The following is a 15,298-nucleotide window of genomic DNA, read 5'->3' as shown; positions in this document are numbered from 1 at the left end:
AATTAAATCAACAACACATTGAACAGATTTGCCCGGATTGCTTTAAAAACAATATTGTGGATTATTGGAGGAATAATTACGCTTTTTATTCTTATCGTTTTCCTGCTTCGCCTACCTTCCATACAGAATTATATCGCTGGTAAAGTGACACATTATGTCGAAGGAAAGATCGGCACCCCCGTCAAAATTGGTTACATCAATATCGATTTTCCTAAAAAATTGGTTTTGGAAGATATCTATCTCGAAGATCAAAGTAAGGATACCTTAGTTGCTGGTAAAAGCATTGCGGTCGATATCAATATGCTGAAACTATTAAAGAATACGGTTGAAATCCAAAGCCTGGAAGCCGATGGTATTACCACCAAAATACGACGTTCTTTACCCGACAGCAGCTTTAACTTTGACTATATCGTCAAAGCCTTTGCCTCTGAAAAGGAAAGCGAACCAACCGCCGACACAACTTCAGCCCTTCTTTTTAACCTCGATAAGGTCAAGTTTTCAAAAATACATGTTGTCTATGCCGATGAGGTTATCGGTACAAGTGCCGATGTGTATCTAGGCAGCATAAATACCAATATTAAAAAATTTGACTTGACCAAAAACATGGCCTTTGACTTACCAAAAATTAAAGTCGACAGGCTAAATGCAACAGTAAAGCAATGGAAACCAACAACTGACGGATCTGGCCCTTCGGTTGAAGATTTTGGTATCACCGATAAAACTGCACAAACCACATCCCTCCTTCCTGATGTAGGCATCCAGGTAGCCGAGCTCAGTAATGTGCTGGTTCGCTATGAAGATGAATCGAGTGCACTTAAATCTCAATTTATACTGAAAAATTTCTATGCCGCTATCAATAAGATCGATCTCAACAAAGAATTTGTCGACATCCAAAAGCTCGATCTCGATGGTTCGGATAATAATGTCCTGCTGGGAAAAATCCAAAAATCTTCGGCCTCAGCAGCAAAAACTGGCGAAAGTGAAGCCGACAGCAGCAGCGCAGCAAAGATGAACTGGGTCGTTTCGGCAAAAGACATCAACATCAATAATACCAGTATCCGTTTTAAGGACGACAACCAGCCCCGCATCAAAGGATTTGACTATTTTAACATCCATATGCCGGGATTCAAAACCCAGTTGACAGATTTATATTATAGCGCCGATTCCATCAGCGGATCAATGAAAGAGCTTGTTGCTGCTGACCACTCTGGATTTACGATCAAGCAGCTGAAAGCCGATTTTAACTATACCAGTACAGGTGCCGAAATTAAAAATCTATATGCGGAAACTCCCCGTACCCTGATTCGCGATTATATTAAGCTAAGTTACCCTTCCTTGGATATCATTTCCAAAAAGCCGGAACTGATCCGGGTCAATGCCAGCCTCATCAAGAGTTATATTGATATGCGCGATATTCGCTTTTTTGCCCCTTTTCTGGACACTATGGAAGTGATGAAGCCACTACTGGACAAGAAGTTTTATATTGATACCCGCGTAGCTGGCCGTGTAGATGACCTGAATATTCCGAATATCGATTTCCGCACACTTTCCAATACCCGGCTGATTGCCAGTTTACATTTAAAAGGATTACCCGATATAAATAAATTGTCGGTAGACCTCAACCTTAAAAAATTAACCACCGGCCGTTCGGATATCGAAAACCTGGTTTCCAGGTCTATGCTACCTCAGGGTATCGAGCTACCGAACACCATTGGACTTAGTGGCACATTTAAAGGCGGAATGACTGCCTTCAATACAAAACTGGCTTTAGTTACCGAAAAAGGGACCGCAAAATTAGATGGAAGGGTTGCTATGGCCAAGCGCGATACCAGCTATGAGGCATCGGTTAGTGTGCGAGACCTGGACATCGGCAAAATCATGAAGATGGACAGTACCTTGGGGATTCTTTCTTTTGAAGGCAAAGTCAAAGGCAGAGGCACAGATCCTAAAAAACTGATTGCCAGTTTTGATGGCAAAGTAAACCGCATGGATGCCATGGGCTACCGCTATCATGATATCGATATGGATCTCTCGGCAGAAAGAGGCGCCATTAAAGCATCCGTCATCAGTCCAGACCCGAATATCAAGCTGAAATTGGATGCCACTGCGCAGATGGATGCGACCTATCCCAAAATAGCCTTTGAAATGAGCGTCGACAGCATCAACCTACAAAAGTTGAACCTGGTGCAAGATGCTATCAGCTACCGCGGTAAGCTCAGCGGTAATTTCAGCACTGCTGATCCAAACTTCCTCAACGGTGAAGCGCATATCACCAATTCGTTGATCCGATACAACAGCGATCGATATGCGCTTGACACGGTATCTCTCCTGGCAAAAGCTGACAGCGGCCGTAATCAGCTGCAGCTGCGTTCCGATTTTCTGAATGCCCACCTCGTCGGCAAGTACAAAATTTTAGAACTGCAAAGTGCCGTACAGGATCTCCTGCAGCTATATTATAAACCCGAGAAGCCTGTCAAGATTCCGCCCTACTCGCCGCAGCGCATCGAATTTTCGGCACAGCTGACCCGAAATAGGCTTATTCAGGATTTTCTCCCTGAGCTGACAGAAATGAAAGCCATTACCCTGGATGGTCTCTTCGACAGTGAATCCAAGAATCTCTCGGCCAAGTTAGATGCACCGCGTGCAGTATATGGCGGTACAGAAATCAATAATGTTACCCTGGACATCAACAGCCTGGATAGTTCCCTCTACTATTCGGCCTTGATCAATAAAGTCAAAGTCAGCAGCATTGAAGTCACCAACACCATTCTGAGCGGAAAGATCGCACAAAACATCGTTAATCTGGGGCTATGGATCAAGGATAAACAAGATAAAGAACAATATCACCTCGGTGCCGACATGCAGGCCAAAGATGGTCTATTTGTATTCAGCCTGCTTCAGGACGGCTTAATGCTCAACTACGATAAATGGGATGTAGCGCCTAATAATACCTTAAAATTTGGCAGCGCGGGCATACTGGCCGATAATTTCGTTCTGAGCAACAAGGGACAGGAGCTGCGCATTGCATCGAAAGACAGCCTCCTTAACTCACCGGTTGATGTGGCTTTTAAAAATTTCCGCATAGAGACCCTGAGCAAGATGGTCATGAGTGACAGTCTGGATCTGGGCGGCGGTATCAATGGGCAGACTACACTTTCCCGATTGGAAAGCAGTCCAGTGTTTGTGGCAGATCTGACGGTAGATAAGTTTTACTTCGGAAAAGATACCGTGGGCAACGTCAATATCAAAGTCAATAATGAACGCGAAAACACCTACAATGCCCATGTGAGCATTACCGAAAATGGTAACAACCTCGTCCTGAGCGGCGATTTTATCAACCCGCCGCAAGGCGACGCAACGCTCGACTTCACACTGGATATCGCGCCACTGACGATGAAGACCGTACAGGCATTCAGCATGGGAAATCTCAAAGATTCAAAGGGCAAACTCGAAGGGCAGTTAAAAATAGCAGGATCGCCTTCAAAACCACAGATTAGGGGTGACCTTAATTTCAGGGAAGCCGAGTTCAATGTGGCCATGCTCAATGCCCTATTCAAAGCAAAGGATGAACAGATCCGTTTTGATCAAAATGGAATATCGTTCCCCAAATTTGAACTCGAAGACAGCAAAGGCAATATGGCCCAGGTCAGCGGTTCTGTCAATACCCAAACCTATACCGATTTTGACTTTGACCTCAACATCGTCATGGACAATTTTGAAGTACTGAATTCCACGCAGGCAGACAATGATCTATTTTATGGAAAAATGTTTCTTGGCACCGATCTGCAGATCGGCGGAAATCTTAACAAACCCGTTGTAGACGGTACAATCAAGGTCCTAGACAGTACCGATTTCACGATGGTGATGCCAAACAATGATCCCGGTATGGCCGATCGGAAGGGCGTGGTCGAATTTGTGGATAAACGGGATACGGCTACCGCAAATGCGCTTGCCAGATTAGATTCTATGACTGTAACAAAGCTTACAGGAATAGACGTCGATCTGAACCTGCAGACTGATAAGGACGCCAAATTTAAGATTCTGCTCGACGCAGGATCACAAGATGCCCTAAACATTCAAGGCGAGGCTGAATTAAATGCAGGTGTAGATGCCAGTGGTAAAATAACCATGTCAGGAACTTTTACTGTGGAGCAAGGGAGCTATTCATTCAGTTTTGGACCTGTGAGCAGAGACTTCAAATTTCAGAAAGGGAGTACAATTACCTGGAATGGCGATCCATTGGACGCGCAGCTCAATATTACGGCAGTGTACACATTGAAAGCACCAACCCTGGAACTGGTTGCGCCACAGCTTGGTACGCAGAACGCAAACTTGTATAAGCAAAAGATACCTTTCGACGTGCTGCTGAAAATTTCAGACCAACTGTTTCAGCCACAGTTGAATTTTGATATCGACCTGAATGCTAATAATGCCATCGTATCACAGGACGTCATCAGTAAGGTAGACAATGCACTGACCACCTTACGTGATAATCCTTCCGACCTGAACAAACAAGTCTTTTCACTGATTGTGTTAGGGCGCTTTATGTCGGCCAATCCATTTGAAAGCCTTTCCGGTGGCGGAGGTACAGAGGCACTGGTACGAAATAGTGTCAGTTCATTTTTGAGTTCGCAGCTCAATCGCCTTGCCTCCGATTTAATTACAGGCGTTGAACTTGATTTCAACCTGACATCAGAAGACGATTACAGCACTGGAACGGCCCAGACGCGCACCGACCTGAATATCGGCGTCTCCAAAATGCTGCTCAACGACCGGCTGAAAGTCAATATCGGATCTAACTTTGAAGTAGAAGGAAATTCACGACCAGGAGAAACTGCCAATAATATTGCCGGCGATATACAACTGGATTATCAGCTTTCACAAGACGGACGGTACTTTGCCCGCTTCTACCGCAAAAACCAATATCAGGTCACTTTACAGGGGCAATTTGTTGAAACCGGAATCGGCTTTATCATCACGATGGACTACAACCGATTTAAGGAAATCTTTATGCGTTCCAAAAAGCTCAAGGAATATTACAATACCAGCAGCAAGAAATTCAGGAAACGTTTTGACGTAGACCGCATGGAACAAGATTCGGCCTACCGGGACAGTGTGCGCACGGTGATCCGTGATAGCCTGATGCTCCATAGCCCCGAATATAGAAAACAGCTAGAAGATCAGCAAAAAGAACAGCAGCGCCGCCAGCAGCTAGACAGCACCGCAAACAATGGGCAAAAAAATAATATGCCAACAAATTCAGATACCATCAGAACCACAGCGATTAAAAATGAAGACGAGGAAAGGAATTACCATGCAAATTAAATTAAAATCGATTATTGGCCTGCTTGCCTTTAGCGGGCTGATTGCTTCCTGTTCGTCGACTAAAAACCTGCCCGAAGGAGACAGCCTTTATGTGAAGGGAAACGTTAAGATCGCTTCCGATACTATTTCAAAGAAAGACAAGGAAAAGCTGGCTACCTATCTGGCCGAATCGCTTCGGCCCCAGCCCAACAAACGCGTTCTGGGCATGCCCTACAAGCTCTATTTTAACAACATGGCCGGCGATACTTCAAATAGCAATTTTATCAAGCGTTTTCTCAAAAAGATAGGTGAAGAACCCGTTTTGCTGAGCGATGTAAACCGGGAGTACAATGAGAATCTGCTGCGCAACCGGCTTGAGAATATCGGTTTTTTCAATGCGGAAGTTACTTCGGATACAATCGTCGAAAATAAAAAAGCTACGGTAGACTATACCGCCAAGCCCAATCTGATCTACCGGATCAGATCCGTCACTTTTGATGTCGACAGCAGCACGCAGCTGGGACGCGATATCCGCGCAACTTCTGACCGCAGCCTGTTGCAGGTGGGCAAAAATTATAGTCTTGACGTCGTGCTCAATGAACGCGACCGCATCGACAACGTCCTTAAAAATAAGGGCTATTATTATTTTAGCCCAGACTATATCCTGGTGCAGGTAGACAGCACCATCGGAGATCATAAAGTCAACCTCTATGTGACCGTAAAAAAGGAAACGCCCGAACAGGCAAGAACTGCCTCCAAAATCAACAAGATCTATATTTTCCCAAACTATACCGAAACCGGAGCTGGCTACCAGCAGTCACCGCGGCATGCCGAACTATTTGACAGCAGTTATTATTTTATTGACCCAAATCATACCTTCCGCAAACCTGTTATTGCCAATCATATTTTTTTCAAGGAGGGCGATCTGTATAACCGCGACGCCCACAACAGGACCATCAGCCACTTGGTGAATCTCAACAGCTGGAAATTTGTCAAAAATAACTTTGTGGACAGCAAGGAGGTACCCAATGCGCTCGATGTATACTATTACCTCACTCCCCTGCCGAAGAAATCTATCCGTGTAGAACTGCTGGGAAAAATGGCTTCGGTCTACAATGGGACCGAAGTGAATGTCAACTGGACTCTTCGAAATGCCTTTAAGGGTGCCGAGAAGCTCAATATCAACGTATTTGGTGGTTACGAATTGCAGACGGGCGGCAATGCCGATCTGAACTCCAGCTATTTCCGCTACGGTACCGAGGCCACCTTGACGTTCCCGAGGATACTGACACCATTTGGCACCATTAATCCTTCGCGCCAATTTATTCCGAACACCTATATCAAGGCACGCTATGAATTTTTAAACCGGCGCAAAGCCTATACGCTCAATTCGATGGCGCTGAGCTACGGTTATACCTGGCAGGAGAACGAAGAGAAACAGCATGATCTGGCGCTTATGGAAATCACCTATGTACAGCCGAGAGGTATTTCGGAGAGCTACAAGATGCAGATGGATACCATTCCGGCGCTCCGGCATGTAATCGATCCCCAATTCACAATTGGGCCCAATTATAACTTCACCTTTCAGAACACCATGAAAAAGCACCTGCGCAATACGTTTTATTTTAAGGGGAACTTGGATCTATCGGGAAATATCCTGGGGCTTATCAAAGGTGCAGACTTTAATAAGGGCAAGACTTTTAAACTTTTTGATGCGTACTTCTCGCAGTATGTCAAAGCCAGTGTGGATGGCAGGCATTATTTCAAGCTCAGCGAAAATTCACAGATCGCATCACGGGTGAGTATAGGGATGAGCTACTCCTATGGCAATTCGCGTTCCCTGCCCTATCTTAAGCAATATTATGTGGGCGGACCAAATAGTATCCGTGCCTTTGGCGCACGTGCGATCGGACCGGGTACAGTAGCTCCGGAAAGGCTGGGCAATGGACTTTTCTATGCCGATCAGACAGGCGATATCAAGCTGGAGCTGAATACCGAATACCGGGCAAAAATTGCTGGTCCTGTCCATTGGGCGGCCTTTATCGATGCTGGAAATGTATGGCTGCAGCGGGATGATGAGACCAAGCCAGGCGGAAAATTCAGCAAGGATTTCCTGCAGGAACTAGCCGTCGGCGGCGGCTTGGGATTACGGTTTGATTTTACCTTTCTGATCCTGCGTACCGACTTTTCCATCCCATTCCGTATCCCTTATTTACCGAAGGGCGAGCGCTGGGTATTGAAAGATATCGACTTTGGGAGTTCAAGATGGCGAAAAGATAATCTGATGTTTAATCTTGCGATCGGCTATCCATTTTAATCCTGGATTTCTGTCTGTTGATCTTTATCTGATTTGCAGCAAAAGGAAATAAAAAAGGCGGATAACATTGCTGTTATCCGCCTTTAACATGAAAACACTATTCTACAAACCGTTCAACCAACTATTCACCTCATCTTGTGTTTTACCTGTTTTCTTTTGAAGTTTACCGACCAACTCATCTTCTTTGCCCTCTGCATATAGTAAATCATCATCTGTAAGATCAGCATATTGCTGTTTTACCTTACCTTTAATTTCGTTCCAACGACCTTTCCATGTTAATTCGCTCATAATATTCTCCTTTCGTTTTTTTATAAATAGAACAGCCTGCAGCTGGAATCGTTTAAAAAAAAATGTTATCAAATGTTAAAAAACAAGTTAAGGGATTCTATTCTGTTTTATCAATGGTCGTTTCTTCTTCATCGAGCGGCGCCGGCGGGATTTCATCGACATTGCGTTCGATTTCCTGTGTCTCTACATGGACCGCAAATTCAGAAGGTTCGATCGGAATAGCCATTTCTGTCGCGTACTCCCGCGTGAAAATAGCTCCAAAATAAAGAATTGCCGCGGTGTAATACACCCAGAGCAAAATAAGGACAAATGAGCCAGCCGCACCGTAGGTATCCTGTGTAGCCGAACGTTCTAGATATATCCCGATCAGGTAGCGGCCAATCACAAAAAGAATGGCTGTAAATAAAGCTCCTGCGCGAACAGTCTTCCATTGAATATTGACGTCAGGCAAAGTTTTAAAAATGACGCTGAAGAGGATCACAATGACTACAAAGGAAATAACAAAATTGATCAGGTTCAACAGTACAACGGTAATATCCGGAAAGTAGCGCTGCAGCTGCCCTGTAAGTGCCAGAATGATGCCGTTGATAATCAGGGTCACCACCAAGAGAAACCCCAGCCCAATAACAAGCGACGAGGAGAGCAGGCGGTCCTGGATCATCTTGAGCCAGCCTTTTTTGGGTTTGGGGCGCACATGCCATATCTTATTGATTGAATTCTGCATATCGCCAAACACCGTCGTTGCACCGATGATCAGGGTCCCCACACTGATCACCAGCGCCATATTTGATTTGCCCGATAACTGCAGATTCTGGATAACCTCTTCAATCTGTTTGGCGGCACTATTGCCTACCAGGCCGTTAAGCTCGGCAAAAACCTTTCCCTGAATAGCATCGGCACCATAAAATATACCTGCCAGCGCGATCATCAAAACCAATATTGGGCCGATCGAAAAAACGGTATAATACGATAATGAAGCACTATATTTCATGGAGTCTTCATTCATAAAACCCGATACGGTATTTTTCAGTATCGTCCAATACGTTTGCAGCTTGCTTTTATTTTCCTTTTTTACATTCATCGTCGTTATTGTTTTTAGAAAGAAACTCCTTAAAAAGACATAAAGTTTGTTTTTTAAGAAAATTAGGCTTTTACGATGCGCTATAACCATAGGCTCCAAATGCGTCTTTAGTCCAATCAATCAAATCTAAGTATCCTAAAAATCAAGAAGTAAGCCGCAGATAATTACCTAAAAGAAATAAAGACAAACTAATGATTAACCCAAGTTGTTCCTCCTAAAAGAGCATGAGAAAATATGAAAAGTAATCAGAACGACCCTAACATTTTAAATGACCTTATTAAAATCAACAATGACCGTATCGAAGGTTATGAGCTAGCGATTGACCTCGCCAATGAAAAGGGCGAGGGTGCGCGCGAAGCAGTTTTCAGACAGTTAATAGGGCAGTCGGAAAAGTTTATTGCAGAACTCAGTCCGCTGGTTGAGTTTGCCGGTCAATACGCCACTGACCGGACAAAATTAAGCGGCGAGCTTTTTCGACTGTGGATGGTCATCAAATCAAAATTATCGGGCGGTAATATGCAAGATTTATTGGAACATTGTGAGCGGGGCGAGACAGCTTTCCGTGAGGTTTACAACAAGGCGCTGGCAGAGGAAAATAAGCTCTCCATTGGAGCCAAAAACCTGATCCAGATTCAGCTTAGCCAGCAGCGTGAAGCCCATGAAAATATTAAAATCTTGCGCGACATCTAGATTTGCACTTTCTATTGGACTGTATATTCGTTTTACAGGGACACAATTTTCTTTCTAAGAAGCAAAAAGGCTAATTCCTTTGCGAATCAGCCTTTAAAAAAAGCTTTAGATCAACCCTCTGTTGACGCTACGTTTTAATGCATCCTGCAGATCCTGCTCGCGGTAATAGTGTTTGTTGCCAAGGCAAATCGGGGTGAGAATACCCGCTTTAACCCAGCGATTGTAGGTGCGTTCAGAGATTCCCAGGTGCGACACCACAGCCATGCGGGTCATCAGCTCATCTACCTTCCATTCCCTATCTTGATTTCCTTTGGGAAGCAGGTGATGACCTACAGGAAGAAGTTTGTTGTTGATCTCGGTCAACAACGCTACAATTTTGTCTAATTGTTTCATACAAAAATTTCATTGGACGATACCATGAAATGTGGGCAGCCATACCCTTTTTATCTGTTGTTTTGCCGGTACGCTTCAAAGCGATGGTTAAAATTTTCCCGATATGCCCGCGTAATCGAAATAGCCATTCCATTTCGCGGTTTTATGAGATAGAGCTCGTTTGGACGCACCAGGTCGACCTTGGCCAGATTGACCAATGTATTGAGGCGCGGCCGGGCAAAGTTCTGGACAGACAGCTTTGACTCCAGTTCATGCAGCGTCGCATGAAATCGATGGCTCCCCGCTTCCAGAACGATCTGCAGCTCGCCCGCTTCCACACTGGCGTAATAGATCTCCTCGACCTCGATCAGGACCATTTCATTTTGCAGGCTTTTCATCGTGAGGCTCTGTATATCGCGGCTCCGCTGTTCTGCTTTACGGTCGACGATGCCTACAACCTCCTCCATAATGGTCTTTAAAACTTTAAAGCTTGTTATCTTGCTCAGATAAGCACGTATACCCGCCTCGTTCGCCTCAAACACATAGCTGGGATAAGCCGAGCATGCTACCATCACCGGCGGATCGGCAATCATCCCGGCCAGCTTGATCCCATCCACGCCACCTTGACCAAGGTCTATGTCGAGCATCAAGATATCCACTTCGTTCTCCTTCAGATAAGTCAGTGCCTGCGTAGGGCTGCTGACAATGCCGATATCTTCGTGGATAAAGGGCAGGTCACGCAGCTGCATCAGGATGTATAACAGCGAATCCGGTTCGTCGTCGACAATCAATAAGCGGTAATTCAGTTTGTTCATTTGCGGTTGGTAAAATCAAGTTTAATATGTACGGTAAAAATATCGTCCTGCAGCAGTTTTTTTACCGTGGACTTATAATCTACCTGCTTCAATTTAGCATCGAGCAGGGCAAAACCAGTTTCTGAATTGATGTCACCTTTCTTGGGCGACCAATGATTTTGGCAGCGGAGGCTGATGCCCGATTCATCTGCTGTAAGCTCTAGTTCGACCGGGTTCTTTGCATCAATTTTTGCATGTTTGAGGCAATTTTCGAGCGGAAAGAATAGCATACCGGCAGGGATATCCGGATAGTGAAAATCCGCCATCCTTTCCTGATATTGAATAGAATGTTCCTTATAATGGTAGCGCAGCAATCGGATAAAACAATGAAGTTCATCCAGTTCAGCTGCGAAAGGCTGCGCCTTCCCTAAATTTTCAATCCGCAACAGGTAAGCCAAAAACTGCATTATATCACGTTTGGTGTGACGGTCTTGGGGCACCTCGCTGAGCATCATCTTACCAAAGCTTGTCACAAATACCGATTGCAAAAAGTGCGAAGTGTATTTCATATCTTGCGCTCTTGCCCGAAAGGTAGCCAGCTCACTGTTCAGTACAATTTTTTCCTTCTCCGTTCGGTAAGCATGCTGCCGCCAGAAGGTAAACCCTCCCATCAGGTTGGTCACAAAATAACGAACGCCCATATGAAAATTAAACAGGTGCAGCTGCGGCGGCTGGGCACGCCGCGAAAAATGGATACCCATGAGCGGCAGCAGCACATAGATCAATTTGCGCATAAAAAAGAGTACCGTTAACGTGATAAAGAGATAGATGCCTATACTCAGCAGTTTCTTCACAGCAGTACCATACCAATAGAGGAGGATCAGCCTAAAGATCACATAACTGTACAGCGTATACAAACATGCCGCTGTAACGATCTGCGCTGGAGGTATGGGCACGCTGTTCCATAACTGGTTGGCAGACCAGATGATAAGCAACATAAAGCCAAATATAAAAAGATGCTGGCAGGTTAAATCCAATATGCGTCTCATTAGGAATTAATTTATTTTACTTAATATTTAAATATAAAAATATTTTCATTTAAACAAACAACAAAAATATTCCCTATTAAAAACTCCATTTCTGCCCTGCAGTACAATACTGATATTGCTTTCAGATGCAGGGTCCAGTTCGGCCTGCTGAGGTGCTTCTATCTGATAGCAATGGAGTTTATGCAGATAGCCCCAGCATTCCCAGCGCCATGGCTCATCGCGGATCTGGGCAGACAGGAAATCGTACAGCAACTGCATGCTGCGCTGGATATAGATCTCCCGCCTTTCATTGGGCAGCTGCCCAATTGCCGTCCCCGTAAAAAGCTGCAGGTGGCCCGCCACGGTGCGATGCGATATCGGCAGGATGGACGCGCCTAGCAGGGCGCTTAACAAAGCTATTCCCTTACGGACAAAGAGGTCGTTGGCCAGAAAGCTGATCTTTACTTTTTTGTCGATCTGGTCGGAGGTCCCGCTGTTGCCATCCGCAAATATGAGCAGGTGACGGCCTGCCTGTATAGCCGAGCGCGCTTTGAGCAGCACCTGCGGGTCGTCGCTCATCAAAAAACGGTAGCAGACTCCCTGCTCCTGTCGCGCTGTCTGCAGCGCCGCAAAAAGCGTCTGATGCCGGGCAAAAACCTTCCGGTCGAGCAGAAGGTCGAACTGAAGACCTTCGTCAGCCAGCATCTGCGGCAAAAAGGCATGCATGCCAAGGTGAAACAAGACTAAAATCTGGGGTGGACCCGACCGTAAGCTCCCGAGCAAGGAAGTATCCCAGTGCAGTGCAGCATGAACAGGCTGCGGCTGGTGATAATCTCTCCAGCGCTGATAAAGTGCAGTATGCTCGCCCCAGGACAGTGCCGGGAGGTAGCGGTGTATATGTGCAGAGAACAGCGCATAATGCCAGGTTTGTTTATTGTGGGTACACATCATATCAGTTAGGTTTTAAAAGAGGGAGGGCAAAGACCTTTCTAGACCTTCCCTCCCCACAAGGGTATTTGGCTGCAAAAATTAGAAAGCTAAGATGGGGCAGCTGTCTGCATCATCTTCGTCATTTGAGATAAATGGCAGCAGCGCTGTCCATGCGAGCATCGTCTGCTCCGCCAGCACCTGATCCAAGCCATTGAATTCCTGTTCTTTCAAGATTTCCATTTCATTGTATCTATAATTAATAATCGGCCCTCGCGCAGACTGTACCTTCCTGCGTTCGAGCACATGAACACTCCTATTGGTTCCAACGGGAACAAATATGTTTGAACAGCTAAATAATTCCTAAAAAAAATTGCAGATAGCGGCTACGTTGTCGACTGGCTTACGGCCACGGCAATCAGCTGTCGGCCAGTTGACAGAAAATACCGATTTCGACCGAAAGCTGTCGGTTGGCCCCAAAAACAGGTTGGTTAGCATTTTATTTGGCAGTCATCCATTAAACTTCATAAAATCATCTTTTAACTAATTATAAATAAGAGATGATAAAATCCTATACTTTCAGCCTGGGAGACGACTATAAGATAGTTTCTTGCCCCAGACAAGCAATAACTTTCCCCATACGGCATGCCCAGCAGCAACACTGGGAATCCCCCCACAATCAGGTAAGCGAACAGACATTTGACGGCCGTTTTGCCTATCTCTATTCCTATGAATACTGGATTGAGGAAGCGATGGATATACCTATTGAGATCACATTGGAAGACCTGCATCTGATCTATCCCCTGTTCAGCCAGCAGACCATCTTTGCTAAACAGGCCGAAGCGGATTTTGTGGTTGAAATTTTGCCCAATCATGGCAGCTATTTTTACCTACCGCGGGGACAATACAACCTTCATCTGCCCGTGGGGCATCATATCCTGATCGGCTTTGTTATCGATGCAGGCATGTTCAGACCACCAGCGCTACAGCATTTCAGGTTCCTCGCTCCCCTTATCCAGGCCCAAAAGGAGCGTTCGCCTTTTCCGATCAAGAGTGTCGGTTTTCGGGTGGGCAGCACCACGACCGAATACCTGCAGCTTGTCTTTAGCCGACTCAATCCCTATATGCTCGACAATGAGTATATCCTGCTCAAGCATCTTATTTTTCTCGTGAATCTGAGCCGCTTCAAACTGCTGGAGCAGGAATCCAACATTCCCCTTCCTGAGCAGGCAAAGCAGCTGCTCGAGCTGTTCATTTTGCAGGAAGGAGCCCAAGCCCGGCTGAAGGATATTGCCAAAGCACTACGAATAGCGCATGCTACCCTGAGCCGAAAATACCATGCGTACCATGGCGTCAGCATGCTCGCGGACCGCAATAGACTGCTGCTGCTGCATATCGGCCAATTGCTTATCGAAAATGAGAAACAGGCGGCCACAGCCGAAATGGCCGGATTCGCCGGGGTCAGCGAGATGAACCGGTTTATCTGCCGGATGAGCGGCATGACTACCGCCCAGTATAAAAAACACATTGAAGACCAACCCCACAAATAGCTCACCATCCCATCCGATAAAAACAGTATATGAAATTTTACAACAACCCAAAGCTCGACCGCGACTGCCTTTACAATATCCTTCAGGACTGCTACGACATCCTACCCCGGCTTATGAACATCATTACACCCGAGGGCTGGGAAAACGGATATACCCACCAGGAGCTGCTGACCCATCGGCAGGAGCTCTATGGTACCTTTCTCGACGATATTGAACCCGAAGATTATCTTAGTTTTGACGACTATTTCAGCTTTAGCTTTCCGCCGGAGCACAATAGTCAGCTTGAGCTTTTTTACCTCCTAGGCGTTATCCTGACTGAGATCACCTGTGCTTCGACCATCTATCGGCCGGGCGAACCGGAGGCCTATTATTTCGACCGTCAGGATATGCAAGATCTGATGCTTAAGACAGCCTCCCAGCGCCGGCAGCTCAATGGAGACTGTGATCACGACTGCTATAGCCTACTTCCGCCCTGCCCCGAGCCACTGCTCGAGGAAATGGATCTGCATCACTGCATCCAGGCCTTATTTACCGTCCTGAGAAGCTATGGCTTTAAGCTCGACTATTGGGATGTGGAGCTGCTCGAGATTGCCGAACTGCAGGATGCGCACAACGAGGTCTTTTACAGCTGTCTCGATCCCGAAGAAAAAGAGAAAAAACGGACGGCGCTCAAACAGGAGATTATAGAGATAATGGATGGCTATACCACTGCTGTAGAAGATCCGTTTGATCTGCCTGCTATCGTGAAGCTGTTCAATAAACGCAAAGTATGCCCCATTGTGCTGGCCTATCTGCACAGCTATGATGAGTTTCCGAAGGGTTACCCCTATCGATTGGAAGATTACTGTGAGTAGAGGGATGTTTACTCTTATTAGCAGGATATTGCGATAGCAAAACCTGCCTATCGCCAGGTCATCTTTGGCCTAACGCCAGAGCAGTTCGAGATT

At 45.8% G+C, this 15,298-nt stretch carries 12 protein-coding genes; 5 read left to right on the top strand and 7 right to left on the bottom strand.

The features are described from left to right. The first annotated feature begins 18 nt into the window (after window positions 1–18). Window positions 19–5,325, top strand: a complete 5,307-nt coding sequence (locus ACHWSC_RS05810; RefSeq protein ID WP_394676130.1) for a translocation/assembly module TamB domain-containing protein — start codon at window positions 19–21, stop codon at window positions 5,323–5,325. Next, window positions 5,291–7,621: a BamA/TamA family outer membrane protein gene (locus tag ACHWSC_RS05805; RefSeq protein ID WP_394676129.1), complete on the top strand. Its 2,331-nt coding sequence runs from the start codon at window positions 5,291–5,293 to the stop codon at window positions 7,619–7,621. Before ACHWSC_RS05810 ends, ACHWSC_RS05805 begins: the two co-directional genes overlap by 35 nt. Window positions 7,622–7,723: 102 nt before the next feature. Here ACHWSC_RS05805 and ACHWSC_RS05800 read toward each other — a convergent pair whose 3' ends face one another. Both ACHWSC_RS05800 and ACHWSC_RS05795 read right to left on the bottom strand, forming a co-directional pair. Next, window positions 7,724–7,909, bottom strand: a complete 186-nt coding sequence (locus ACHWSC_RS05800; RefSeq protein WP_046675215.1) for a CsbD family protein — start codon at window positions 7,907–7,909, stop codon at window positions 7,724–7,726. 97 nt (window positions 7,910–8,006) lie between these two features. Next, window positions 8,007–8,990: a YihY/virulence factor BrkB family protein gene (locus tag ACHWSC_RS05795; RefSeq protein WP_394676128.1), complete on the bottom strand. Its 984-nt coding sequence runs from the start codon at window positions 8,988–8,990 to the stop codon at window positions 8,007–8,009. A 234-nt stretch (window positions 8,991–9,224) separates the two neighbouring features. Here ACHWSC_RS05795 and ACHWSC_RS05790 point away from each other — a divergent pair, with 234 nt between their 5' ends. Beyond that, window positions 9,225–9,680, top strand: coding sequence for a PA2169 family four-helix-bundle protein (locus ACHWSC_RS05790; protein ID WP_394676127.1), 456 nt, complete (start codon window positions 9,225–9,227; stop codon window positions 9,678–9,680). Window positions 9,681–9,785: 105 nt separating this feature from the next. On the opposite strand, the gene ACHWSC_RS05785 is transcribed toward ACHWSC_RS05790, so the two are convergent. From ACHWSC_RS05785 to ACHWSC_RS05765, 5 genes are all read right to left on the bottom strand, one after another. Next, window positions 9,786–10,073 (bottom strand): helix-turn-helix domain-containing protein, encoded by a 288-nt coding sequence (locus ACHWSC_RS05785; RefSeq protein WP_394676126.1) that lies wholly within the window; start codon window positions 10,071–10,073, stop codon window positions 9,786–9,788. 50 nt (window positions 10,074–10,123) lie between these two features. After that, the gene (locus ACHWSC_RS05780; protein WP_394676125.1) at window positions 10,124–10,867 is read right to left on the bottom strand and encodes a LytR/AlgR family response regulator transcription factor; all 744 of its coding nucleotides are present in this window, start codon (window positions 10,865–10,867) and stop codon (window positions 10,124–10,126) included. Further along, window positions 10,864–11,895, bottom strand: coding sequence for a hypothetical protein (locus tag ACHWSC_RS05775; RefSeq protein ID WP_394676124.1), 1,032 nt, complete (start codon window positions 11,893–11,895; stop codon window positions 10,864–10,866). The genes ACHWSC_RS05780 and ACHWSC_RS05775 overlap by 4 nt, the downstream gene beginning before the upstream one ends. 45 nt (window positions 11,896–11,940) lie before the next feature. Continuing rightward, window positions 11,941–12,825, bottom strand: coding sequence for a hypothetical protein (locus ACHWSC_RS05770; RefSeq protein ID WP_394676123.1), 885 nt, complete (start codon window positions 12,823–12,825; stop codon window positions 11,941–11,943). Window positions 12,826–12,903: 78 nt separating this feature from the next. Beyond that, window positions 12,904–13,107 (bottom strand): hypothetical protein, encoded by a 204-nt coding sequence (locus ACHWSC_RS05765; protein WP_394676122.1) that lies wholly within the window; start codon window positions 13,105–13,107, stop codon window positions 12,904–12,906. 254 nt (window positions 13,108–13,361) lie between these two features. Between ACHWSC_RS05765 and ACHWSC_RS05760 the strand changes: the two genes are divergently transcribed. Together ACHWSC_RS05760 and ACHWSC_RS05755 are read left to right on the top strand one after the other, a co-directional pair. Further along, window positions 13,362–14,351 (top strand): helix-turn-helix domain-containing protein, encoded by a 990-nt coding sequence (locus ACHWSC_RS05760; RefSeq protein WP_394676121.1) that lies wholly within the window; start codon window positions 13,362–13,364, stop codon window positions 14,349–14,351. 29 nt (window positions 14,352–14,380) lie between these two features. After that, the gene (locus tag ACHWSC_RS05755; protein WP_394676120.1) at window positions 14,381–15,205 is read left to right on the top strand and encodes a hypothetical protein; all 825 of its coding nucleotides are present in this window, start codon (window positions 14,381–14,383) and stop codon (window positions 15,203–15,205) included. The last annotated feature ends 93 nt before the right edge of the window (window positions 15,206–15,298 follow it).

It is taken from the genome of uncultured Sphingobacterium sp. (genome assembly GCF_964277905.1).
Taxonomy (GTDB): Bacteria; Bacteroidota; Bacteroidia; order Sphingobacteriales; family Sphingobacteriaceae; genus Sphingobacterium; species Sphingobacterium siyangense.
Note: the sequence above shows the minus strand (reverse complement) of the source record. Positions and strands in the feature narration are given on the sequence as shown.